Origin of the sequence: Streptomyces tardus, from assembly GCF_018101125.2 — a bacterium.
GTDB lineage: Bacteria > Actinomycetota > Actinomycetes > Streptomycetales > Streptomycetaceae > Streptomyces > Streptomyces tardus.
This window is the reverse complement of the sequence record NZ_JAELVF020000001.1, coordinates 698,554-721,428: the sequence shown is the minus strand read 5'-3', so window position 1 is coordinate 721,428 and position 22,875 is coordinate 698,554. Positions and strand designations below refer to the sequence as shown.

Genomic DNA, 22,875 nt, shown 5'->3' with positions numbered 1-22,875 from the left:
AACTTCCACCTAGCGTACGGTGTGGACAGTCGGACCGGGCGCGTGCGGACGCCCGGCCGGTTTCGAACACCGCATGGAAGCAGGTCGCTGTGGATCATCGCGATGCGGGGGAGCGCGGCGCTCGCCCTGCGGGAGGCACCAGCCGGACGGGCGGGGCGGACGACACGGACCGTACGGAGCACGCCCGACCCGCGCAGAGCGCCGGACGGGCCGCCGAGGCGGGCCACAGCGAGGGCGCGGGCCGCAGTGAGGACGCGAACGCCGACCGCAGCGAGGACGCGGGCGCGGGCCGCAGTCCGGACACCGATGCGGACGCGGGTCGCAGCGGGAGCGCGGGGCGTACGGGCGGGAGGGTCGTGGGTGTCGCCGTCGCCATGACCTGCCTCATCACCCTGATGCTGCTCGCCTTCGCGCTGCCCGCCACGCACAGCGGGCCCGACCATCTGCGGACCGGCGTACTGCGCTCCCAGGCCGCCGCGCTGCCGTCCGGGCCGGAGGCGCAGGGCGGTCCGCGGCCCGAGCTGGTGCGGTACGAGAGTCCGGCCGAGCTGCGCCGGGCGGTGCGGGACCGCGAGATCAGCGGTGGGTTCGTCGTCGGTGAGCGGGCCGTCGAGGTCTACACGGCCACCGCCGGCGGGCCGCCCGCCGCCAACGCCCTACGGGCGATGGGCGAGGGGATCGCCGAACGGGCCCAACTGGCCACCGAAGTCACCGACTTGGCGCCCTTCCCGTCGGACGATCCGCAGGGCACCGGACTCAGCGCCGCCGCACTGCCGATGATCCTCGGCGGCGTCATCCCTGCGGTCGGCTTCCTTCAGCTCTTCCCTGGCAGACGGCGAGTCGGTCTGCGGCTGGCGGGCGCCGGGCTCTTCTCGCTGCTGGCGGGTTTCGCCGTCGCCACCGTGCTGTCCCGGGTGACCGGCACCCTGGACGGTCCGCTGGTGCCGGAGGCCCTGGGGCTGGCACTCGGCATGGCGGCGCTCTCGTACACCTTCCTCGGTCTGCACGCCCTCCTCGGCACGGTGGGGCTGGGCGCGGGCGTCGGCACGATGATGCTTCTGGGCAACCCGCTCTCCGGGCTGGCCACCGGGGGCGACTGGCTGCCCGACGGCTGGGCCACTCTCGGCCAGCTCCTGCCGCCCGGCGCCTCCGGCAGCCTGCTGCGCGGCACCGCCTACTTCGACGGAGCGGGTACGACCGCACCACTGCTCGTGCTCGTCGGCTGGGTGCTGTTCGGGCTGGCTCTCGCCCTCGCCGCCAACCTCCTGCCGCGCAGGGGGAGTTCGAAGGCCGCCTAGCCGTGCGCTGCTCCCTGCCGGCCCGCCGGCCGGCGCAGGGAGCCGCGCCCGCGGGCAGGCGTACGCTCGCGGCCCGTCGGTGGCGGACGATGTCGACCGGCCCAAGTAGCCTCGTCGCCATGCTGCTTGCCGCCACCGAACGCGCCCTCGCGCACCGTCTCGCCGTCGCCCAGTCCGAGGGGCGCACGCCGTCCGTCGTCGCCGCCGTCGTACGGGACGGGCAGACCGTCTGGAGCGGCGCGCGGAGCAGCGCCGACCCCGTACCGCACCCGGGCCCGGAAGCGCACGGTCCCGGCGCCGCGAGCGCCCACCCCGGACCGGCACCCGAGCCCGATCGCGGCCCGGAGTCCCACCGCGGCCCCGAGCCCGACCGCGGCCCCGGCGCCGACCCCGAGCCCGGTCCCCGGACCCAGTACCGGATCGGCTCCCTTACCAAAGCGCTGGTCGCGGTACTCGTCCTGCGGCTGCGCGACGAGGGCCTCATCGACCTCGCCGACCCGCTGGAGCGCCACCTCCCCGGCACCCAGGCCCCCACCGCGACGATCGCCCAACTTCTCGCGCACACCGCCGCCGTGCCCGCCGAACCGCGCGGCCCCTGGTGGGAGCGGACCCCCGGCGAGCTGCGGCCGGACATCGGCGATCTGCTCGACGGCGAGCCCAGGCCGCTCCCGCCCGGCCGCCGACACCACTACAGCAACCCCGGCTACGCCTACCTCGGGGCGCTCGTCGAACGGCTGCGCGGCGAGGGCTGGTACGAGGCGCTGCTCCGGGAGGTGCTGGAGCCGCTCGGCATGCGGGACACCACCCTGCTGCCCCGCCGGCCGCACGTACGGGGCTGGGCCGTCGCGCCCTGGGCGGACGTCCTGCTGGAGGAGCCGCTCGCCGACACCGGCACCATGGCGCCGGCCGGCCAACTCTGGTCCACCACCGACGACTTGGCCCGCTTCGCCGGCTTCCTCGCGGGCGACGGCGGCCGGGACGTACTGTCCGTCGACACCCTCGTCGAGCTGCGCACCCCCAACTCCCCGCCCGCGCACGACAATTGGGACGCGAGCCACGGACTCGGCGTCCAGCTGCTGCGTACGCCGCCGGGCTGGCCCGGTACGGAGCAGGCGTCGCGCTCGCTCGTCGGCCACGGTGGTTCGATGCCCGGCTTCCTGGCCTGCCTGCTGGTCGACCCGCAGGAGCGGGTCGGCGCCGTGGTGCTCACCAACGCCACCTCGGGTCCGGCGGTGATGGCCGCCGGCAGCGACCTGATCCGCATCGTGCTGGAGCACGAACCCCGCTGCCCGGAACCCTGGCGTCCGCTGGCCGCCGCGGACGCCGATCCGGAGCTGGTCGCCCTCACCGGCCCCTGGTACTGGGGCGCCACCCCGTTCGTACTGCGGTTGCGACCGGGGCGCGCGCTGGAGCTGGGGCCGCTCTCCGGGCCGGGCCGCCGGACCCGGCTGAGCCCCGAGGAGGACGGCACCTGGCGCGGTCTGGACGGGTACTTCTCGGGCGAGACCCTGCGGCTGTGCCGCGCGCCCGACGGCAGCGTGAGCCACCTGGACCTGGCCACCTTCGTCTTCACCCGCAAGCCCTACGACCCCGACGCCCCCATTCCCGGCGGCAGCCGGGGATGGACGGGCTGACCGGGAGGCGGTGCTGCGGCGCCCGGTGCGACCGCCCGCCGAGCCGTGCGCCCGCTGTCCGGCGGACGGCTTGAGGAGAGGAGGTGCACCCGATGTCCACGCCCGAGCCGCGCCCGGCCGAGGTGGAACCGCTGCACGAGGTCGGGTCGCCACCGGCCGCGCGCCGGGCGGAGCTGTCGGTCGTCGCGGCCGTCTCCCTCGGCGGGGCGCTGGGCGCCTGCGCGCGGTACGGCGCCGGGGTGCTCGGGCCGACCGCCGAGGGCGCGTTCCCCTGGACGACCCTGGCCGTGAACGCCGCCGGCTGCGCGGCGATCGGGGTGCTCATGGTGCTCGTCACCGAGGTCCGGTCCGTCCACCCGCTGGTGCGGCCGTTCCTCGGCACCGGGGTGCTCGGCGGGTTCACGACCTTCTCCGCCTACGCCGCCGACATCCACCACCTCTTCGCCGAGGGCCGGCCGCGTACCGCGTACGCCTACCTGGCCCTCACCCTGCTCGCGGCTCTCGCCGCGGTGACGATCGCCCTCCGGCTCACCCGCCGGCTCGTCCGGCGACGTGTGCGGCGGAAGGCGTCGGCGGACCGTCCGGCGCGCGGGACGCGGGCGGCCCTCGGCGAGGAGGGCCGGCGGCGCGCCCGAGCAGCCGCACGATTCAGGAGGACCCGATGACGCCCCCGACCGCACCACCGCCGCACACGCGCACCACCCCGGGTGCCCGGCAGCACGCGTGTGGCGCGTGTGGCGCGTGTGCGGACCGCCGCCCGTGAACTGGCTGCTCGTCCTGCTCGGCGGCGCGCTGGGCGCGCCCCTGCGCTACCTCACCGACGTCGGCGTCCAGCGCCGCCACGACTCCGGCTTCCCCTGGGGCACCCTCGCCGTCAACGTCGCGGGATGCCTGGTCCTCGGGGTCCTGACCGGTCTCGCGCTCCACGGCGCGGTCCCCGACTCGTTGCGGCTCCTGCTCGGTACGGGGCTGTGCGGCGCGCTGACCACGTACTCGACCTTCTCCTACGAGACGTTGCGGCTCGCCGAGTCCGGCGCCCGGGGCCGTGCCGTCCTCAACGTCGTGCTCAGTGTGGGCACCGGTTTCGCCGCACTCCATCTGGGGGTCGTTGCGGCCGGTTCCTGATGGTGAGGGCGGTTTAGTCTCGAATGTTCCCGGACACCCGTTGTGCACCGGCGAATTTGGCAACGGATGCATAACGGAGAGAGGTTGGGGCACCAGACAGACTCGGCGTCACAACGGACGCCGGGAACAGGGACGCTCGCCAGGGCCGGCCGCCGGCCCGAGCGTGGGAACAGCACCGGAGAGCCCGGGGCACCCCTGTACCGAACGGCGGCACACAAGCCCAGAGAAAGGGGGCCCAGATGATTATTCTCGGTGCCATCCTGCTGATTGTCGGCATGCTTGCCGGGATCTCCCTGCTGTCCACGGTGGGTGGAATCCTGCTCGTGATCGGCGCGATTCTGTGGGTACTCGGCGCGACCGGCCGTGCGGTCGGCGGCCGAAAGCACTTCTTCTGACCGAGCCCCGCGCAACGCGCGGAAACCCGTAGACGCCACGACGGCCCGCCACGCAACAGTGAAAGTCACTCACAAGGACTCTCACTGGTCCGGTGGCGGGCCGTTCGCATGCGGCGAGGCACTCCTGGCGGCAGATCCGGGCCGGACCCACGACGCGGAGCAGCCGCCGCACGGAAGCGGGCGGGCGCGAGGCGTGCCGGGCGGATACGAGCGCAGGGGCCGTGCGTCACACACGGCGCGGGGACTTCCCGACGCCGTGCGCGTGCCGACCGGCGGCGGGGGGCAGGAGACGGAGCACCCTTGTAGCAATCCACGAAGAGCAGGTCCGGGCCCGCTGGTCTCTTCATGTCTTCCGCCCCTGGCCGGTCGCGGTGGACCCGGGCGTCGGGCTGATCTCCGACTCCTCACACCCGCGGAACGCCGCGGTGCGCCGCGGGACGAGCCGCCGCGGAACTCCGTCGACACACCGGCCGCCGTGCGGCGCGACCGGTGCGCACGGAGGCCCGGGCACTCGGACCCGCCGGCGCGGCAACTCCCTCGGCCGTACGGGCCGTTCGCCCACCACGGCGCACTCCCGCCCGGCACGTCCGGCCGCGTCGTCCGTACACCCGGCCCGTACTCCGCCCCTGCCCGCCTCTGCGAAAGAAGTGACAGTGACCGCGCACACTCCGGAAACCAACGCCCAGCAGCTCGAACGCGCCTGGCTGGACGAGGCGATCAGCATCGCCACCGCCAGCGTCGCGGACGGCGGCGGCCCGTTCGGCGCCCTGGTCGCCAGGGGCGGCGAAGTGGTCGCCCTCGGCAGCAACCAGGTCACCGTGAACCTCGACCCCACCGCACACGCCGAGGTCAGCGCGATGCGCGCCGCCTGCCAGAAGCTCAACACCTTCTCGCTTCAGGGATGTGTGCTGGTCACCTCCTGCGAGCCGTGTCCGATGTGCCTCTCGTCCGCGCTGTGGGCGCGGGTCGACCGGATCGTGTACGCCGCGGACCGCGACGACGCCGCGGTGGCCGGCTTCGACGACCGCAAGTTCTACGACCTCTTCGAGAAGCGCCCGCAGTCGCAGTGGCCCACCGGGATCGAGCAGCTGGAACTGCCCAACCGCACGGCCCCCTTCGACGCCTGGATCGCCAAGCCGGACCGTATCGACTACTGAGCCCGCCGCCGCCCGGGCCCGTTCCGCCGCCCGCTGCCCGACCGGACGGCGGAACGGGCGGCGGGACCGGCGATGAGCCGAAGCGGCGGCCGAAACGAGAGGGCGGTACCGGCGCCCGACCCGGCGCCCGACCCGGCGCCCGACCCGGCTCCCGTTGCGGAGGGGGCCGGACGGCGGGCCGGGTGCTCAGGGCGTACGGCCGACGTTCCGCCGGTGCTCGCGCAGCAGCTCGTCCAGGTCGGACAGCCGGTCCAGGCCGTGCACCGGCCGGGCCATCCGCGGGTTGTGGACCAGCCGCTCGCGGTGCCGGTGCAGGAACGCCCAGTAGCCCGCCGTGAACGGGCAGGCCCGCCCGCCGGTGCGGTGGTCCGGACGGTAGGCGCAGGGCCCGCACAGGTCGGTCATCCGGTTCAGGTAGGCGCCGCCGGAGGTGTACGGCTTGGTGGTCATCCGGCCGCCGTCGGCGTACTGCGACATCCCGACGACGTTGGGGAGCATCACCCAGTCGTAGCCGTCGACGAAGCACCGATGGAACCAGTCGGTCACCGCGCGCGGGTCCCAGCCCGACTGGAGCGCGTGGCTGCCGAGCACCATCAGCCGCGGGATGTGGTGCGTCCAACCGGTGTCCCGCACTTGTGCGAGCACCGTCGACAGACAGCGCGCGGTCACCGCCTCGGCGTCCAACTCCAGGAACCAGTCGGGGAGTTCGGCCGTGTGGTGGAGTGCGTTGCGGTCCCGGTACTCCTCGCCGAAGTGCCAGTAGAGCTGCCACACGTACTCGCGCCACCCCGCGATCTGGCGCACGAAGCCCTCCGCGCTGTTCAGCGGCACCTCGCCCGCCCGCCACGCCGCCTCGGCCCCGGCCACGCACTCCCACGGGTCCAGCAGCCCCAGGTTGAGCGAGGAGGAGAGCAGGCTGTGGCTCATCACCGGGTCGGCGGCGAGCACCGCGTCCTCGTACGCCCCGAAGTCCGCCAGTCGGTGCGTGAGGAAGCGGCGCAGCGCGGTACGTGCCTCCCGGCGGTCGGCGGGGAAGAGTCGCGGCCCGTCGCGGCCGACGAACTCCACCTCCCCCTCGCGCTCCCAGCGGTCCAGATCAGCGCGCACCTCGTCGTCGATCGCGTCCTCGCGCGGCCGGTACGGCGCGGGTGTGTCCAGCCGCTCCGCGCCCGAGGGCGGCGGGAGGCGGTTGTCGTGGTCGAGGTTCCACCGGCCGCCGGCCGGTTCGTCCCCCTCCATCAGCAGCCCGTGCCGACGACGGACCCAGCGGTAGAAGTCCTCCTGCCGCAGCTGCGCGTCGGACCGCCCCGCGACCCACTGCCCGAACTCCTCCCGGGGCACCAGGAATCCGCGCGCGTCCAGCACCCGTACGTTCGGCAGCGCGGACACCAGGGCCATCGCCGCCCGCGAGGTGGGCCGGTGCACGGTGACCTCCGCGTCGCCGACGGCCTCCCGCAGCCCTTCCCGGTACGTCCTCGCCCGTACGTACCGCACCCGTTCGCCGAGTTCGGCCGCCCGGTGCCGCATCGCGGACAGCACCAGATGGGCCTTCGCCCGGTGGAAGCGCCGCCGCCGGAACACCGACCGCGCCTCGATCATCACCACCGGAGAGGCCTTGCGCGGCCCGCCCCCGCCGGGCGCGGTGAAGTGCGGTCCGAGCTGGTCGCCGAAGAGCCAGTGCGGCGTCTCCACGTGGTGTCCCCTTCCGGTCGGCGTACGGGGACGGCCCGCGCGGGGCCCGCGGCGGCGACAGTGACGCCGACGCACCGCTGCGGGCGGCGCACCACCGCCGACGGCGGTCGCGGCTCCGGGCGCGGAACCGGCCGGGTGGGCCGACACCGGGCGGAACCACCGCGTTTCCCCTGCCGCGGATACTGCCAGCCGCACCCGCCGCAGGCGCGCCTCCGCGCGGGCCGGCGGCGGATCGGGCCGAGCCGAGGGCGTGCCGGGTGCGGACCGGGCCGGGCGCCGATCGGAACGAGCCCGGGTCGGGCCGGGTGCGGACCGGCTGACGGAAGGGGCTGACGCGGCGCCCCGGTCAACCGCTCCCGGGCCCACCGCCATCGGCACCGTCGGAAGTGCCTCCCTGTGCACCGCCGTTACGCGCCCTCGGATGCGCCTCCGGACGCACCGCCGCCCGCCCCGTCGCCCGTCCCGCCGGGCTCCGGCGGCGCGGTGGCGCGCTCCTGCTCGAAGGTCCGCAGCAGGTCCGCCGCGACGCTCACGGCGATGGTCGCGGGCTCCTTGCCGGCGATGCCGGGCATGCCGATCGGGGTCCTGACCCGGTCGATGGCGGCCTCCTCGTGGCCGCCCTCGGTGGCCAACCGGCGGCGGAAACGCGCCCATTTGGCCGTCGAACCGATCAGCCCGATCGATCCGAGACCGCTGGTGCGCAGCGAGGCGTCGACCAGCGCGGCGTCCTCGGCGTGGTCATGAGTCATGATCAACACGTGGGCGCCCGGGGGGAGTTCGGACAGCACCTCCTCCGGCAGCAGCGGCGTGTGGTGCACCCGGACCTGGGCCACCGCGTCCGCCAGCACCGTGAGCCGTTCGTCCGTGAGTATTTCCGACCGGCTGTCGACCAGATGCAGGTCGAGGCTGTGTCGCGCCAGCACACGTGCCAGCTCCAGCCCGACGTGTCCGATGCCGAAGACCGCCACCGCCGGGACCACCGGCAACGGCTCCAGCAGCACGGAGACGACGCCTCCGCAGCACTGCACCCCGTGCGCGTTGCCGACCTTGTCGTTGAGGGCGAACTCCATCAGCTCCGGCTCCGGTTCGGCCGTGCCGATCAGCTCGCGGGCCCGGTCGATCGCGACGGCCTCGATGTTGCCGCCGCCGATCGAGCCCCAGGACTCCTCGCGCCCCACCACGAGTTTGGCCCCGGCCCGGCGGGGTGCGTGGCCGCGCACGGTCGCCACGGTCACGAGCACGCCGGGCTCCCGGCGTGCCCGCAACCGCGCGACTGCGGACACCCAGCTCATGTCAGGCACTGCTCAGTGCGCCGGTGCCGCTGGGCAGACCGTCGTCGGCGAGACCGACCCTCGACGGGGCCCGCCCCTCGTCGTGCGCACTGCGGGCCGACTCGACCGCCCAGTACACCGCCTCCGGAGTGGCGGGCGAGGCGAGGTCGACGCCGACCCCCGCGGGTCCGAAGGCCGCCGCTGCCTCCCGCAGCGCCTCCCGTACGCAGAACGCCAGCATCAGCGGGGGCTCGCCCACCGCCTTCGACCCGTACACCGCGCCTTCCTCGGTGGCGTTCTCCAGCAGCGCGACGTTGAACTCCTCGGGCATCTCGGAGAAGCTCGGCAGCTTGTACGTGCTCGCCGCCTGCGTCAGCAGCCGGCCTCGGTTCGGACCGTCGCCGGTGTCCCAGCGCAGCTCCTCCAGGGTCAGCCAGCCGGCGCCCTGCACGAATCCGCCCTCGACCTGGCCGATGTCGATCAGCGGGGAGATGCTGTCGCCGACGTCGTGCACGATGTCCACCCGCCGCAGCCGGTACGCGCCGGTGAAGCCGTCGACCTCCACCTCGGCCACGGCCGCGCCGATGGCGAAGTACTTGAACGGCGTGCCACGGAAGGTCTTCGCGTCCCAGTGCAGCCCCTCCGTCCGGTAGTAGCCGGACGCCGACAGCTGCACCCGCTGGAAGTAGGCCGTGCGCACCAGGTCGCTCCAGGCCAACTCCGTGTCCCGGCCCAGCGCACGGGCGACGCCGCCGGTGATGCGTACGTCCGAGGCGTTGGCGCCCAGCTGGGAGCCGGCCACCTGGAGGAGGCGTTCGCGCAGCTGCTCGCAGGCGTTCTTGATCGCACCGCCGTTCAGGTCGGTGCCCGAACTGGCCGCGGTGGCCGAGGTGTTGGGCACCTTGTCGGTACGGGTCGGGGCGAGCCGCACCCGCTCCAGCGGAATGCCGAGAGTGGTCGCCGCCACCTGGAGCATCTTGGTGTGCAGCCCCTGGCCCATCTCGGTGCCGCCGTGGTTGATGAGGACCGAGCCGTCCTTGTAGATCAGCACCAGTGCGCCGCCCTGGTTGAAGGCGGTGAGGTTGAAGGAGATGCCGAACTTGACGCCGGTGACCGCCAGCGCCCGCTTGGTGTGCGGGTGCGCCGCGTTGAAGGCGGCGATCTCGCGCCTGCGGTCGGCGACGCCGGCGTTCTCCTTGACCTGCTCCCAGACGGCCGTGATCCGCTCGGCCTGGGTGACCGGCTGCCCGTACGGCGTGGTCTGGCCGAGGCCGGGCCGGTAGAGGTTGCGCTCGCGCAACTCCGTGGCGTCCAGGCCCAGTCGGGGCGCGCAGCGGCCGAGGATGTCCTCGATCACCAGCATCCCCTGAGGTCCGCCGAAGCCCCGGAATGCGGTGTTGGAGACCGTGTGGGTCCTCGCGATGCGGCCGGCGACCCGTGCGTTCGGGATCCAGTAGGTGTTGTCGATGTGGCACAGCGCGCGGGCGAGGACCGGCTCGGACAGGTCCAGGCTCCAGCCGCCGTCGGCGGTCAGCGTCGCCTCCAGGGCCTGGATGCGGCCGTCGGTGTCGAAGCCGATCCGCCAGGTCGCGTGGAAACCGTGCCGTTTGCCGGACATCGTCAGGTCCTGCGTGCGGTTGAGCCGGAACCGCACGGGGCGGCCGGTCAGCTTGGCGCCGAGCGCCGCGACCGCCGCGAAGCCGTGCGGCTGCATCTCCTTGCCGCCGAAGCCGCCGCCCATGCGCAGGCACTGGACTGTCACCTCGTGCGCCGGAACGCCCAGCACGTGCGAGACGATCTCCTGCGTCTCCGAGGGGTGCTGGGTGCTGCTCTGGACGAACACCTGCCCGTTCTCGTCGACCTGGGCGAGCGCCGCGTGCGTCTCCAGATAGAAGTGCTCCTGCCCGGCGAACTCGAACTCACCGGTGAAGACATGGGCCGACTCGGCGAACCCGGCGGCGGCGTCGCCGGTCTCCATCAGCGGTTTGGCGCCGTGGTAGCTGTCGGCGGCGATCGCGTCGGCGAGCGTGACCAGGGCGGGCAGCTCGTCGATCTCCACCCCGACGGCGGCGGCACCGAGCCGCGCAGCCTCCAGGCTCTCGCCGATCACCCAGGCCACCGCGTGGCCGTGGAACATGACCTCCTCGGGGAAGAGCGGCTCGTCGTGCTTCATGCCGGCGTCGTTCTCGCCCGGCACGTCGGCCGCCGTCAGCACCCGCACCACACCGGGCACCGCGAGTGCCGGTTCGGTGTCCAGCGCGGTGACGCGGCCGTGGGCCTTCATCACCTGCACCGGGTAGGCGTGCAGCACGTCCTTGGTGCGGTGGACGAGGTCGTCGGTGTAGAGCGCGGCGCCGGTGACATGCAGCGCGGCGCTCTCGTGCGGCATCGACACACCCACCACGGGTGCGTCGGGGCGCTGGGAAAGATGACTCATGACGGCACCGCCTCGTTGGTCTGTGCGTACAGCTTCCGCAGGCTCTGGCCGAGCATCGCGGCCCGGTACTCCGCGCTGGCGCGGTGATCGCTCATCGGGGTCCCCTGTGATCCGAGGATCTCGGCTGCGGACTCGACGGTCGCGGCCGTCCACCGCTCGCCCTCCAGCGCCGCCTCGGCGGCCAGCGCGCGGATCGGAGTGGCGGCCACACCGCCCAGACCGATGCGTGCGCGACGTACGACCCCGTCCTCGATCTCCAGCGCGACGGCGACCGCCACGCTGGAGATGTCGTCGAAGCGACGCTTGGCGATCTTGTGGAACGCGGTCACCGGGGACAGCGGCAGCGGGATCCGCACCGCGCGGATCAACTCGTCCGGCCGGCGCACACTCTGCCGGTAACCGGTGAAGTACTCCGCCAGCGGAACCACGCGCTCCCCGTCGGCGTCGCTGAGCACCAGCGAGGCCTCCAGCGCGAGCAGCACCGGAGGGCTGTCGCCGATGGGGGAACCGGTGCCCAGATTGCCGCCGAGCGTCGCGCCGTTGCGGATCAGCCGGGACGCGAACTGCGGGAACAGCTTCGCGAGCAGCGGTACGCTGCCGTCGACGGTGCCCTCCAGCCGGCGCTCGATCTCGGTCAGCGTCAGCGCCGCCCCGATCTCGACGTGGTCGGCCTCCACGCGCATCTCGCGCATCTCCGGCAGCCGGTCGATCGCCACCACGCACTCGGCCCGGCGCGCGCGGATGTTGACCTCCACGCCCCAGTCGGTGCTGCCGGCGACCACCACCGCCTCGGGCCGCTCGCGCAGCAGCCGCAGCGCCTCGGGGAGGCCGGCGGGCCGCAGGAACGCACTGCCGTCCCGGGCGTACTCGGTGGCGACGGGCTCCGGGGGCGCCTGCTCGCGGCGCCGGGCCAGCGGATCGTCCTCCTCCGGGGCGCCGACGGCGAACGCGGCGTCGCGGATCGGCCGGTAGCCGGTGCAGCGGCAGAGGTTGCCGCTCAGCGCGTGCAGATCGAAACCGTTCGGGCCGTGCTCGCCGTCGACGGCCGGCTCGTCACCCTGAACGTCCTCGCCATCCGGCTGCGCGTGCGCGCACCGGCCGGGGCGGTAGTACTCCGCGGCCATGCTGCACACGAAACCCGGCGTGCAGTAGCCGCACTGGGAGCCGCCGCGCATCGCCATCTCCCGCTGCACCGGGTGCAGTTCGGGCGGGGCGCCGGCCTCACCGGCCGTGGCGAGACCCTCCGAGGTGACGACCTCCTGGCCGTCCAGCGCCGCGGCCGGAACCAGGCAGGCGTTGATCGGCACCCAGTCCGTCGGCTTGTCCGTCCCCGGGCGGGCCACCATGATCGAACAGGCCCCGCACTCGCCCTCGGCGCAGCCCTCCTTGCTCCCGGTGAGGCCGCGGTCCCGCAGGAAATCGAGAGCCGTCACATGCGGTGCGGAAGGGGAAAGCGGTGTCTCTTTCCCATTGACCGTGATCCGGGCCGCTACCATCGCAGATCCTCATTTCGGAGTGCGCTCGTACGGAATATTCTAGTCGCCATTCAAAAGCAGATTTCTGTTTCGGCGGCGCGGCCCGGACACGCGTCGGCGCGCGACGACAGGCCGCGGGCGATGACGGAGAACGGAAGAGGCAGGGCCGCGTACGGGCAGAGCAGAAGGCGTCGCGCGGCTAGTGGCCGTGCGCGACGCGGCCCGGAACCCAGGCGGTCTGCTGCGCGAGGCGGTGCAGGTCGGAGAGGGTGTTCATCCGACGTCGCCTCCTTCGGCAGCTCATGAACCGGTCGGCCCGAACCTAGGCCGCACCCGCCCCACCGTCAAGACCGCCCACACACCCGCACCACCCTCTGGTCGAACCTCCAACCATCACCCCCTCGGAACTCCCCGAATTGGTTCGATCGTGCAAAAGGAAATGCGCCGGCAGAATTTCGCTCTCGTCAACCCGCAACGGTCCGCCGCCCCCCGCGGGAGAACCCAACCCCGTCCCGCCCGGCCCGTCCCGTTTCCGTCCCGGTCCCGGCCCCGTCCCGTCGCGATGCACGTGCCGCACCCGCCCGTACGAGCCGCTCGGCCGCGACGGCGTCCCGTCCGCGAAGCCGTCAACGAAGCCGGCCACGGCACACCCTCCGGGCCCGGCTGCTCCGCGCCGGACGGCGGCGGCCCGAACGCCGTGGGAACGGCAGCGGGCTCGCGTTCTGCGCGTACCGTCCGGGCCGGCCTGGCAGCGGCTGCGCCCGCTGGCTACGGTGGCGTCAGCTTCCAGCCGACGCAGGCGCGTTCGCGTTCGCCGACGCCGACTCGTCGCCCACACGGAGGTGGAGCCCATGCTTGCGGTGAAGGAACGCCCGCGCGCGCTGTTCGCGGAAGCGTCGCGCCAGTGGGTGCGACTGCTGCCCTGGGGCGTGGCGTTCGTGCTGAGCGTCGCCCTGCTCCCCACCACCGTCGTGGTCCTCACCGCGGACTACGGCCTGGGCGCCGATGTCGCCGGCGTCCTGGCCGTCGCGCAGGTGGCACCGCTGCTGCTCGCTGTCGTCCGCCCGCTGTGGTCCTGGTGCGTGATCCTCGCGGCCGATGTGGCCGGAGCGTTGGTCCTGCTCGTGGCCGACTTCCCGGATCGGTTGCTGTGGCCGTTCACGCCGATGCAGATCGTCGGGTACGTGGGTCTCTGCCTCGCCCTGGGCCTGCGCGAGCGGCGCCGGACGCTGCTGCTGGTGTGGTCGCTGACGGCGGTCGCGTTCGTCGGCCTGGAGTTCGCCGTGCCCGAGGGCGCGAACAGCAACGGCACCCTGCTCGCTGTCCTCAGCGGCGTCGCACTCGTTCTTGCCGTGGCGCTGCGCGAACGGTACGAGGTGCAGCGCAGGCTGGTCGAGCAGAAGACGATCAGCGAGGCCGAGCGCGGTCGGCGGACGCTGCTGGAGGAACGCGCCCGTATCGCCCGGGAGTTGCACGACGTGGTGGCGCACCACATGTCCGTCATCACGGTGCAGGCGGACACGGCCGAGTACCGTCTCCCGACACTGCGGCCGGACGTGCGGGAGGAGTTCACGTCCATCGCGACGACCGCGCGGGAGTCGCTCGGGGAGATGCGACGTCTCCTCGGTGTGCTGCGGAGCGAGGAGGCGCCCGGCGAACTGGTGCCCCAGCCGGGCCTGACCCGGATCGGGCAGCTGGTGGAGGCGACGGCCAGGGCGGGCGGACCGGTGGAGTTCACCCCCTGCGAGGTCGAAGTGCCCGAAGCGGTGGGGCTCACGGCGTACCGGATCGTCCAGGAGGCTCTCGCGAACGTCGTGCGGCACGCACCGGGAGCCACGACGCAGGTGTCGGTGTCGGCGTCGGACCCCGCCGACGTCGGGGGCGGGGAACTGCTCACCGTCCTGGTCGTCAACGGGCCACCGCCCCAGGCACCCGCCGGGCCGCTCGAAGCGGGCGGGACCGGGCACGGTCTCGTCGGCATGCGTGAGCGGACGCGACTTGCCGGCGGCACTCTGGACGCGGGACCACTCCCGGACGGCGGATTTCGGGTGGCCGCCCAACTCCCTCTGAAAGAGAAGGACTTCACGTGACGACGCGCATCATCATCGTCGACGACCAGGCCATGGTGCGGGCCGGCTTCGCCGCGCTGCTGGCCGCCCAGAGCGACATCGACGTGGTGGGCGAGGCCCCCGACGGCGCCCAGGGCGTCGAACTGAGTCGGCGCACCCACCCGGACGTCGTGCTGCTGGACGTGCGGATGCCCGGCATGGACGGTCTGGAGGCCGCGCGCCAACTGCTCGCACCCGCCCCGGCCGTGACACACCGACCGCGAGTGCTGATGCTCACCACGTTCGACGTCGACGACTACGTGTACGAGGCGCTGCGGGCCGGAGCGAGCGGCTTCCTGCTCAAGGACGCGCCGCCCGCCGACCTCATCGCGGCGGTACGCGTCGTCGCCGCCGGTGACGCGCTGCTCGCCCCCTCCGTCACGCGCCGGCTCATCGCTGACTTCGCCAGGCAGCGGCCCTCGGCACGGAGCAGGCCCGCGCTGCGGCTCAAGGGCCTGACGGAACGCGAGACCGAGGTCCTCACCCTGGTCGCCCGCGGCCTGTCCAACACCGAGATCGCCCAGACCTTCGTACTGGCCGAGCAGACGGTGAAGACACACGTCAGCCGCGTGCTCACCAAACTCGATCTGCGCGACCGCGCCCAGGCGGTGGTCTTCGCGTACGAGTCCGGACTGGTGACCCCGGGCGAGTAGGCAGCCCCGGCCCGTCCGGCCCGTCCGGCGCGGCGGGGATCGCCCGTCCGCGCCGTCCCGCCGTCCCGGCCTCTCCGCGGGAGTGGAGGAGGTGCGGTGCTCTCCCGGCTGGGGCGCCCCGCGGATCGCGTGCGCTCGGCCTCTCCCCCACCCCCTACCGGGGTAGCACGCCCACGTTGGCTCCCCGGTACGACGCCCGGCGCTCTGCCGCTCCCGCACCCTCACTCCGTCAGCGCGAGGCGAACCGCGAACCCGGTGCGCACCCACCGCGACGACGAGGGGTTCCGTCACGACGGCCGGTTCCGCGACCGCTGGGTCGACGGCCTCCGTACGGCCCTCACCCGGCAAGGACGGAGAGGACGTTCATGACCACGATCCAGGCTCACCCACCCGGCACGGGCAGGGCCGCCATCGGAGCACTCGGCTTTCTGGCGCTGTCCACCGGCGCACTGGAATCGGTGGTGGCACCGACGATCCCGCTGCTGGAACGCGAGTTGGACCTGAGCCAGTCCGAAGGGGCGCTGCTCAGCATCGTGCTCCTGATCACCGGTGCGCTCGTCACGCCGTTGGCGGGCTCGTTCGGTGACCGCTACGGGGGGAAGAAGGTGCTGATCCGGCTGATGGCAGTGGTCGTGGTCGGCGGAACGGTGTCCTCCCTGGCGCCCAACCTGCCCGTGCTGCTGCTCGGCCAGGTGCTCCAGGGCGCGATGGTGGGGGCGCTGCCCCTGTCCTTCATCGTGGTGCGCAAACACCTCCCCGCGGGACAGTCGAAGGTGGCCATCGGCGCTGTCGGCGGGCTCTTCGTCGGGGGCGCGATGGTCGGCATGCTGTCGGCCGGGCCGGTGGCGGAAGCACTCTCCAGGCACTGGATGTTCGCGCTGCCGACGATCGCGGTGGCCGGCGCCACGTTGCTCCTGCACCGGCTGATGCCCTCCGACCCGCCCGGCCGGCCCCGCGACGCCGGAATCGACTGGCCGGGGCTGCTGCTCCTGAGCGGAGCACTGGCCACACTCATGCTCCTGCTGGCGCTGGCGCCCGAAGCCGGCTCGCAGCCACTGGTGTTCGGCTTCCTCGGCGTGCTGCTGGCCGCCCTCGTCGCCGGATGGGTGTCCGTCGAGCGACGCGCGACCGCACCGATGATCGATCTGCGCATGCTGGCGCGGCCCGCGATCTGGAAGGCGTGCGTGCTGACGTTCGTGATCTGCCTCGGCACGTCGGCGGCGGTCTTCCTCGTTCCCCAGCTGCTCGACGAGCGCGGCGACGGGTACGGGTTCGGTGCCGGCGCCACCGAAATCGGCCTCCTGCTGCTGCCCGGCGCCCTCGCCGCGACACTGGCCGGGCCGCTCGGCGGGATGGGGGACCGGCGGTTCGGGTCGCGGGCGGTCGTCAACGCCGGCGTCGTCATGATGGCGGTCTCGCTGCTGGCACTGGCAGCCGTGCACACCGAGATCTGGCATCTCGTCGTCGCCAAGGCGCTGATCGCGCTGGCCAACGGCCTGTGCGTCACGGCCCTGATGGCCAGCACCGCCACCGCCGTCGACGCGGGCGACACCGGCATCGCCACCAGCCTGATCCTGGTGAGCCGCGTGCTCGGCTACGCCGTGGGCGTCCAGCTCGCCGGTGCCCTCCTCACCTCGGCGACCCCTTCCGGAACGCGGGTCGCGGCCGAATCGGCCTATGTGACCGGTTTCCTCCTGGCCGGCGTCGTCACATCGCTCGCCCTGTTCGTCACTCGCACTCTGCGCAAGGGAGTCACCGCATGACCCACATCGACCGGCCGACGCACACCCGTTCCGCACCTCGGCGCGACGTCCTGATCTCCGGAGCCGGCATCGCGGGCTCCGCCCTGGCCTTCTGGCTCAACCGCCACGGCTTCGCGGTCACGGTCGTGGAGAAGTCCGGTACGTTCCGCAGCGGCGGCTACCCCGTCGACGTGCGCGGCACCGCACTCGACGTCGTCGAGCGGATGGGGCTCCTCCCGCGGCTCCGGGAGCAGCACATCGACCTGCGCCGCCTCACCTTCCTGAACGGCGACGGCAGTGAAGCGGCCTCGCTCCACCCCCACGCCGTCACCGGCGGGGCGGCCGGTCGCGACCTGGAGATACGGCGCGGCGACCTCGCCCACGCTCTCTGGACGGCCGTACGGGACGACGTGGAGTTCCGCTTCGACGACTCCGTCGAGACCCTCGACCAGGGCGACCACGGAGTCGACGTCACCTTCCGCGCCGGCGGCAGCCGTACCTTCGACATGGTGTTCGGGGCGGACGGTATGCACTCGGCCACCCGGGAGCTGCAGTTCGGGCCGGAGGAACGGTTCCAGCGGTACCTCGGCCACTGTTTCGCCGTGTTCACCATGCGCAACACGCTCGGCCTCTCCCACGAAACGCTGATGTGGAACACCCCGGGCAGGGCCGCGGCCCTCTACGCCGTGGGGGACGAGGACGAGGTTCACGCCTTCCTGAACTTCGCCCGGCCGGTGCCGCCCTCCGACGCCTTCGGCGGACGCGAAGCCGCGCGCCGGCTGCTCGCCGAAGTCTTCGCCGACGCCGGGCCCCCGGTCGAGGACATGCTCACCGCCCTCCGCGACGCTGACGACGTGTTCTTCGACGCGGTGGGCCAGATCCGCATGCCCCGCTGGAGCAGCGGCAGGGTCGCGCTGCTGGGCGACGCCGCCCACGCTCCCTCGTTCCTCACCGGCCAGGGCACGAGCCTGGCCCTCGTCAGCGCCTACGTGCTCGCGGGCTCGCTGGCCGGCCGCGAGCACGCGGCGGGATTCGCCGCTCACGAGAGAACCACCCGCGACTTCGTGACCCGGAACCAGGACCTCGTCGGCAAGGGCGGCGCCCTCCTCTTCCCGACCACGGCCCGCGCCCTCGCGCAGCGCAACGAACGCCTGCGCGATCTGAGCAGCGCGCCGTCACCGCAACCCCACTCGGCCCATTCGGCCCTCGTCCTGCCCGATTTCGGCGTCCGATGACCGCCGACTCCGCGCACCGCCGCGCACCGCCGCGCGCCCGTCGGGGCCGGCGAGCAGCACCATGCTTCGGTTCGTCTCGATTTGACGCCTTGTCAGCTGCCATTGATCGGTGGTGGCCACCCACGGGTCCAGCTCCCGCCTGCCGTGACCGTGCGGTCAACCGGGGGCACACAAAGGGGTGGGCGCGTATGCGGGAACCGACAACTACATCAGCTTGCTCAAGCGGGATGACGTTTGGCAGGCAACAGGTTGGCAGTTTCCGCAGCAGAGCTTCGCCGAACGCATGGACCGGGTTCGAAAGATCCGTAACAAGACCATGCACTTCCACGCAAGTGACGACGACCGCACCAGTGCGGTCCAGGAGATCCAGGTCGCTCTGCAAATGCTCAAACTGTTCAGCCGCAAGCCTGAGCGCACCCCATCTGCGCTTTCCCCTGTGTTTCGTCATGAGGGATCTTCTGGCGCTGTCAGACGGTGCCCAGGTCGACAGTGACGGGGAACGGAGCGGCAGTCTTGATCGCGCCGGTGAACATCTCGCCGTCCCGGTAAGCCTTGGTGGCGGGGTCGAGGACGTAGGTGTAGACGATCGGAACGCCGGTGGCGGCCTGCTCGATGCGCCAGTAGAAGGGGATGCCGGCCTTGGCGTACTGGTCCACCTTCACGATCCGGTCGGTGGTCTCAGAGCCGGGCGACACCACCTCGACGACCAGGAGTACGTGCTCGGGGCGGGTGGGCGTGAGGTCGATGGTTTCCGCCCGGTAGACGGTGACGTCCGGGCGGCGGTTGGTGAGGGGAACGTCCTGTAGGCGGACGTCGAAGTCTGTGTCCGCGTTCCAGTCCTGGCCCGCGGCGGTGTCCAGGGCGTTGGCCAGGATGCGGGCCAGCCGGTTGTGCCGCTTGGAGGCGCTCGGGCTCACGACGACCATCCCGTCCACGATCTCGATGCCGGCGCACTGCTCCTCGGACCAGGAGTCGTACTGCTCCGCGCTGATCTGTGTGTGCATCCACGCGGGCGCCACCATCTCGGCGGTCATGGTGTACCTCCTTCGAGAGGTCTCGGCAGGTCCGGCGCTGCTGCGTCAAGCCTACTGTTCCGAGGGTGCCGGGCTGCCCGGATCGGGCGGGAAGGACTCACCCCACCACGCAGTAACGGGTGGGGGCATTTCGGCGGAGTGAGCGGGCTCGGCGGGCTTCCTCGGTGGGTTCGAGCGCTGTGAGAGGCTGGGCGGCATGAACCGCTTGGCCGATGCGACCTCGCCTTATCTGCTTCAGCACGCGGACAATCCGGTGGACTGGTGGCCCTGGTCGCCGGAGGCGTTCGCGGAGGCGCGACGGCGTGATGTGCCGGTGCTGTTGAGCGTGGGCTACAGCAGCTGCCACTGGTGTCATGTGATGGCGCGCGAGTCGTTCGAGGACGCGGAAACGGCCGCGTTGATGAACGAGTACTTCGTCAACATCAAGGTCGACCGCGAGGAGCGTCCGGACGTCGACGCCGTCTACATGGAGGCGGTGCAGGCGGCGACCGGGCAGGGCGGCTGGCCGATGACGGTGTTCGCCACCCCGACCGGCGAGCCGTTCTACTTCGGCACCTACTTCCCGCCCACCGCCCGGCACGGGGTCCCGTCCTTCCAGGAGGTGCTGGAGGGCGTGCAGGCCGCGTGGGAGGAGCGCCGCGGCGAGGTGGACGACACGGCGGGGCAGATCGCGCGCGAGCTGGCCGGGCGGCGCATCAAGTACGGCGAGGGCACGCCGGAGCTGCCCGGCGCGGCGGACATGAGTGCCGCGCTGCTGGGGCTGACCAAGGAGTTCGACGCGATGTACGGCGGTTTCGGCGGTGCGCCGAAGTTCCCGCCGTCGATGGCGCTGGAGTTCCTGCTGCGGCACTATGCCCGGACCGGTTCGCAGGGTGCGTTGCAGATGGTGCAGTCGACGTGCGACGTGATGGCCCGGGGCGGTATCTACGACCAGCTCGGCGGTGGTTTCTCCCGCTACTCGGTGGACGCCCGGTGGAAGGTTCCGCACTTCGAGAAGATGATCTTCGACAACGCGCTGCTCTGCCGCCTGTACGCGCATCTGTGGCGTACGACCCGGGCGGAGTCGGCGCGGCGGGTCGCGCTGGAGACGGCCGACTTCCTGGTGCGTGAACTGCGCACCAACGAGGGCGGGTTCGCCTCCGCGCTGGACGCGGACAGTGCCGTCCCCGGCGCCGGGGACGGTCACCACAAGGAGGGCGCGTTCTACGCCTGGACTCCCGAGCAGTTGCGCGAGGTGCTCGGCGAGGAGGACGGCGCAGCCGCAGCCGCGTACTTCGGTGTGACCGAGGAGGGCACTTTCGAAGAAGGCGCCTCGGTGTTGCAGCGCCCCCAACGGCCCGTGGGTGCACCGGAGTTGGAGGGGGAGCGGCTGGCCTCGGTGCGCGAGCGGCTGTACGCGGCGCGGGAGGAGCGTCCGCGTCCGGGCCGGGACGACAAGGTCGTCGCCGCGTGGAACGGACTGGTGGTGGCCGCGCTGGCGGAAGTCGGCGCGTACTTCGACCGGCCGGATCTGATCGAGGCGGCGACGGGCGCGGCCGATCTGCTGGTCGGCATCCATCTGGACTCGCGCGGCCGGCTGGCGCGCACCTCCAGGGACGGCCTGGCGGGCGAGAGCGTCGGCGTGCTGGAGGACTACGGCAGCACCGCCGAGGGGCTGCTCACGCTGTACGCGGTAACCGGCGAGACGCCCTGGCTCGATCTGACCGGGGTGCTGCTGGAGACGGTGCTCCAGCGGTTCGTGGCGCCGGACGGCACGTTCTACGACACCGCCGACGACGCCGAGGAGCTGATCCGCCGCCCGCAGGACCCCACCGACGGTGCGGCGCCCTCGGGTTGGAGCGCCGCGGTCGGCGCGCTGCTGGCCTACGCCTCGTACACCGGGAGCAGCAGGCACCGCGAGGCGGCGGAGCGGGGCCTGGGCATGGTCAAGGCGCTCGGCCCGCGGGCGCCGCGGTTCGTCGGCTGGGGGCTGTCGGTCGCCGAGGCGGCGCTGGACGGCCCGCGCGAGATCGCGATCGTCGGGCCCGAGGGCGACCCGGGCCGGGCGGCGCTGCACCGCGCCGCGCTGCTGTCCACCGCTCCGGGCGCCGCGGTCGCGGCGGGGGAGGTGGGCACCGAGGGCGTGCCACTGCTGGCGGATCGTCCGCTGGTCGGCGGTCGTGCGGGCGCGTACGTGTGCCGGCACTTCGTCTGCGACGCTCCCACGGCCGAGCCGGCGGTGCTGGCCGGCATGCTCAAGTAGCGTTCGGCCGGCAGGCTCAAGTAACGCCGCGAGCTGGGCCGGAGGCGCCCGCGGGGCTTCCCGGGGTGGCGAAAAACACCGAGCGCCCGGCCCGGCCCGGCCGTATCGTGACGGACTATGCAGGTACTCCAGTCAACCAAGCTCGCCAACGTCTGCTACGAGATCCGGGGCCCGGTCCTTGAGGAGGCGATGCGGCTTGAGGCGGCAGGTCACCGCATCCTCAGGCTGAACACCGGCAACCCGGCCGCGTTCGGCTTCGAGTGTCCGCCGGAGATCCTCGAGGACGTGCTGCGCTCGGTGCACCACGCACACGGGTACGGCGACGCCAAGGGACTGCTCGCGGCTCGCCGGGCGGTGGTCCAGCACTACCAGACGCAGGGCATCCAGCTCTCGGTCGAGGACATCTACCTCGGCAACGGCGTGTCCGAGCTGATCCAGATGGCGATGCAGGCGCTGCTGGACGACGGCGACGAGGTGCTGGTCCCCGCGCCGGACTATCCGCTGTGGACCGCCTCGGTCTCGCTCTCCGGCGGTACGGCCGTGCACTACCGCTGCGACGAGCAGTCCGACTGGATGCCGGACCTGGCCGACATCGAGCGCAAGATCACCGACCGCACCAAGGCGCTGGTGATCATCAACCCCAACAACCCCACCGGCGCGGTCTATTCGCGCGAGATGATCGAGTCGCTGACCGAGATCGCCCGTCGGCACAATCTGGTGGTCTGCTCGGACGAGATCTACGACAAGATCCTCTACGACGACGTCGTCCACCACCCGACGGCCGCCGTCGCCCCCGACCTGCTCACGCTCACCTTCAACGGCCTCTCCAAGAGCTACCGGGTGGCCGGTTACCGCAGCGGCTGGCTGGCGATCTGCGGTCCCAAATCGCATGCGGAGAGCTACATCGAGGGCATGACGATCCTCGCCAACATGCGACTGTGCGCCAATATGCCGGTGCAGCACGCGGTGGCGACCGCGCTCGGCGGCTACCAGTCGATCAACGATCTGGTGCTGCCCGGCGGCCGGCTCAAGGAGCAGCGGGACGCGGCGTACGAGACGCTGACCCAGATCCCCGGCGTGACCTGTGTGAAGCCCAAGGGCGCGCTGTACGCCTTCCCTCGGCTCGATCCGAAGGTCTTCAAGATCAAGGACGACCGGCAGATGGTGATCGACCTGCTGCGTGCCGAGAAGATCATGATCGTGCACGGCACCGGGTTCAACTGGCCGGAACCGGACCACTTCCGGATCGTCACCCTGCCCGCGCCGGACGATCTGCGCGACGCGGTGGAGCGGATCGGGAACTTCCTCGACGGCTACAGCCAGCACTGAGCACGTCACTCTGCTCGTACTGACTACAACTTTAGACAGAGTCCAAGT

17 protein-coding genes are annotated in these 22,875 nt (G+C 72.5%); 12 read left to right on the top strand and 5 right to left on the bottom strand.

The features are described 5' to 3' along the window. The first annotated feature begins 89 nt into the window (after nt 1–89). From JGS22_RS03105 to JGS22_RS03080, 6 genes are all read left to right on the top strand, one after another. The gene (locus tag JGS22_RS03105) at nt 90–1,298 is read left to right on the top strand and encodes a hypothetical protein (protein ID WP_236073007.1); all 1,209 of its coding nucleotides are present in this window, start codon (nt 90–92) and stop codon (nt 1,296–1,298) included. Nucleotides 1,299–1,417: 119 nt separating this feature from the next. Then, the gene (locus tag JGS22_RS03100; RefSeq protein ID WP_211042607.1) at nt 1,418–2,932 is read left to right on the top strand and encodes a serine hydrolase domain-containing protein; all 1,515 of its coding nucleotides are present in this window, start codon (nt 1,418–1,420) and stop codon (nt 2,930–2,932) included. 92 nt (nt 2,933–3,024) lie between these two features. After that, nucleotides 3,025–3,597 (top strand): fluoride efflux transporter CrcB, encoded by a 573-nt coding sequence (gene crcB / locus JGS22_RS03095; protein WP_211042608.1) that lies wholly within the window; start codon nt 3,025–3,027, stop codon nt 3,595–3,597. Between the two features lie 94 nt (nt 3,598–3,691). After that, nucleotides 3,692–4,057, top strand: coding sequence for a fluoride efflux transporter CrcB (gene crcB / locus JGS22_RS03090; protein WP_211042609.1), 366 nt, complete (start codon nt 3,692–3,694; stop codon nt 4,055–4,057). A gap of 239 nt (nt 4,058–4,296) precedes the next feature. Next, a complete protein-coding gene (locus JGS22_RS03085; protein ID WP_211042610.1) occupies nt 4,297–4,452 on the top strand; it encodes a DUF6131 family protein in 156 nt (51 codons plus the stop codon). Nucleotides 4,453–5,105: 653 nt separating this feature from the next. Further along, entirely contained in the window at nt 5,106–5,609 is a 504-nt protein-coding gene (locus JGS22_RS03080; protein ID WP_216814823.1) for a nucleoside deaminase, read from the top strand. Between the two features lie 186 nt (nt 5,610–5,795). On the opposite strand, the gene JGS22_RS03075 is transcribed toward JGS22_RS03080, so the two are convergent. The 4 genes from JGS22_RS03075 to JGS22_RS03060 form a co-directional block, all read right to left on the bottom strand. Beyond that, nucleotides 5,796–7,301 carry a cryptochrome/photolyase family protein gene (locus JGS22_RS03075; protein ID WP_308405488.1) on the bottom strand — a complete coding sequence of 502 codons (1,506 nt, stop codon included), beginning with the start codon at nt 7,299–7,301 and terminating at the stop codon, nt 5,796–5,798. Nucleotides 7,302–7,708: 407 nt separating this feature from the next. Further along, entirely contained in the window at nt 7,709–8,593 is an 885-nt protein-coding gene (gene xdhC, locus JGS22_RS03070; protein WP_211042755.1) for a xanthine dehydrogenase accessory protein XdhC, read from the bottom strand. Between the two features lies 1 nt (nt 8,594). Beyond that, complete coding sequence (xdhB, locus tag JGS22_RS03065; protein ID WP_211042757.1) at nt 8,595–11,009, bottom strand: xanthine dehydrogenase molybdopterin binding subunit; 2,415 nt, start codon at nt 11,007–11,009, stop codon at nt 8,595–8,597. Then, on the bottom strand, nt 11,006–12,505 hold the full coding sequence (locus JGS22_RS03060; protein ID WP_216814822.1) for a xanthine dehydrogenase small subunit: 1,500 nt from the start codon (nt 12,503–12,505) through the stop codon (nt 11,006–11,008). Before JGS22_RS03060 ends, xdhB begins: the two co-directional genes overlap by 4 nt. A gap of 830 nt (nt 12,506–13,335) precedes the next feature. Between JGS22_RS03060 and JGS22_RS03055 the strand changes: the two genes are divergently transcribed. The 4 genes from JGS22_RS03055 (at nt 13,336) to JGS22_RS03040 (ending at nt 18,222) form a co-directional block, all read left to right on the top strand. Beyond that, nucleotides 13,336–14,574 carry a sensor histidine kinase gene (locus tag JGS22_RS03055; protein WP_211041053.1) on the top strand — a complete coding sequence of 413 codons (1,239 nt, stop codon included), beginning with the start codon at nt 13,336–13,338 and terminating at the stop codon, nt 14,572–14,574. Continuing rightward, the gene (locus JGS22_RS03050; RefSeq protein WP_211041054.1) at nt 14,571–15,245 is read left to right on the top strand and encodes a response regulator; all 675 of its coding nucleotides are present in this window, start codon (nt 14,571–14,573) and stop codon (nt 15,243–15,245) included. The genes JGS22_RS03055 and JGS22_RS03050 overlap by 4 nt, the downstream gene beginning before the upstream one ends. A gap of 365 nt (nt 15,246–15,610) precedes the next feature. Next, nucleotides 15,611–17,008, top strand: coding sequence for an MFS transporter (locus tag JGS22_RS03045; RefSeq protein WP_211041055.1), 1,398 nt, complete (start codon nt 15,611–15,613; stop codon nt 17,006–17,008). Continuing rightward, on the top strand, nt 17,005–18,222 hold the full coding sequence (locus JGS22_RS03040) for an FAD-dependent monooxygenase (protein WP_211041056.1): 1,218 nt from the start codon (nt 17,005–17,007) through the stop codon (nt 18,220–18,222). The genes JGS22_RS03045 and JGS22_RS03040 overlap by 4 nt, the downstream gene beginning before the upstream one ends. A 467-nt stretch (nt 18,223–18,689) precedes the next feature. Here the strand turns inward: JGS22_RS03040 and JGS22_RS03035 are convergent, their stop codons facing one another. Further along, the gene (locus JGS22_RS03035) at nt 18,690–19,256 is read right to left on the bottom strand and encodes a Uma2 family endonuclease (protein WP_211041057.1); all 567 of its coding nucleotides are present in this window, start codon (nt 19,254–19,256) and stop codon (nt 18,690–18,692) included. A gap of 196 nt (nt 19,257–19,452) precedes the next feature. Between JGS22_RS03035 and JGS22_RS03030 the strand changes: the two genes are divergently transcribed. Together JGS22_RS03030 and JGS22_RS03025 are read left to right on the top strand one after the other, a co-directional pair. Then, entirely contained in the window at nt 19,453–21,498 is a 2,046-nt protein-coding gene (locus tag JGS22_RS03030) for a thioredoxin domain-containing protein (protein WP_211041058.1), read from the top strand. Between the two features lie 117 nt (nt 21,499–21,615). After that, on the top strand, nt 21,616–22,827 hold the full coding sequence (locus JGS22_RS03025) for a pyridoxal phosphate-dependent aminotransferase (protein WP_211041059.1): 1,212 nt from the start codon (nt 21,616–21,618) through the stop codon (nt 22,825–22,827). Nucleotides 22,828–22,875: the final 48 nt, after the last annotated feature.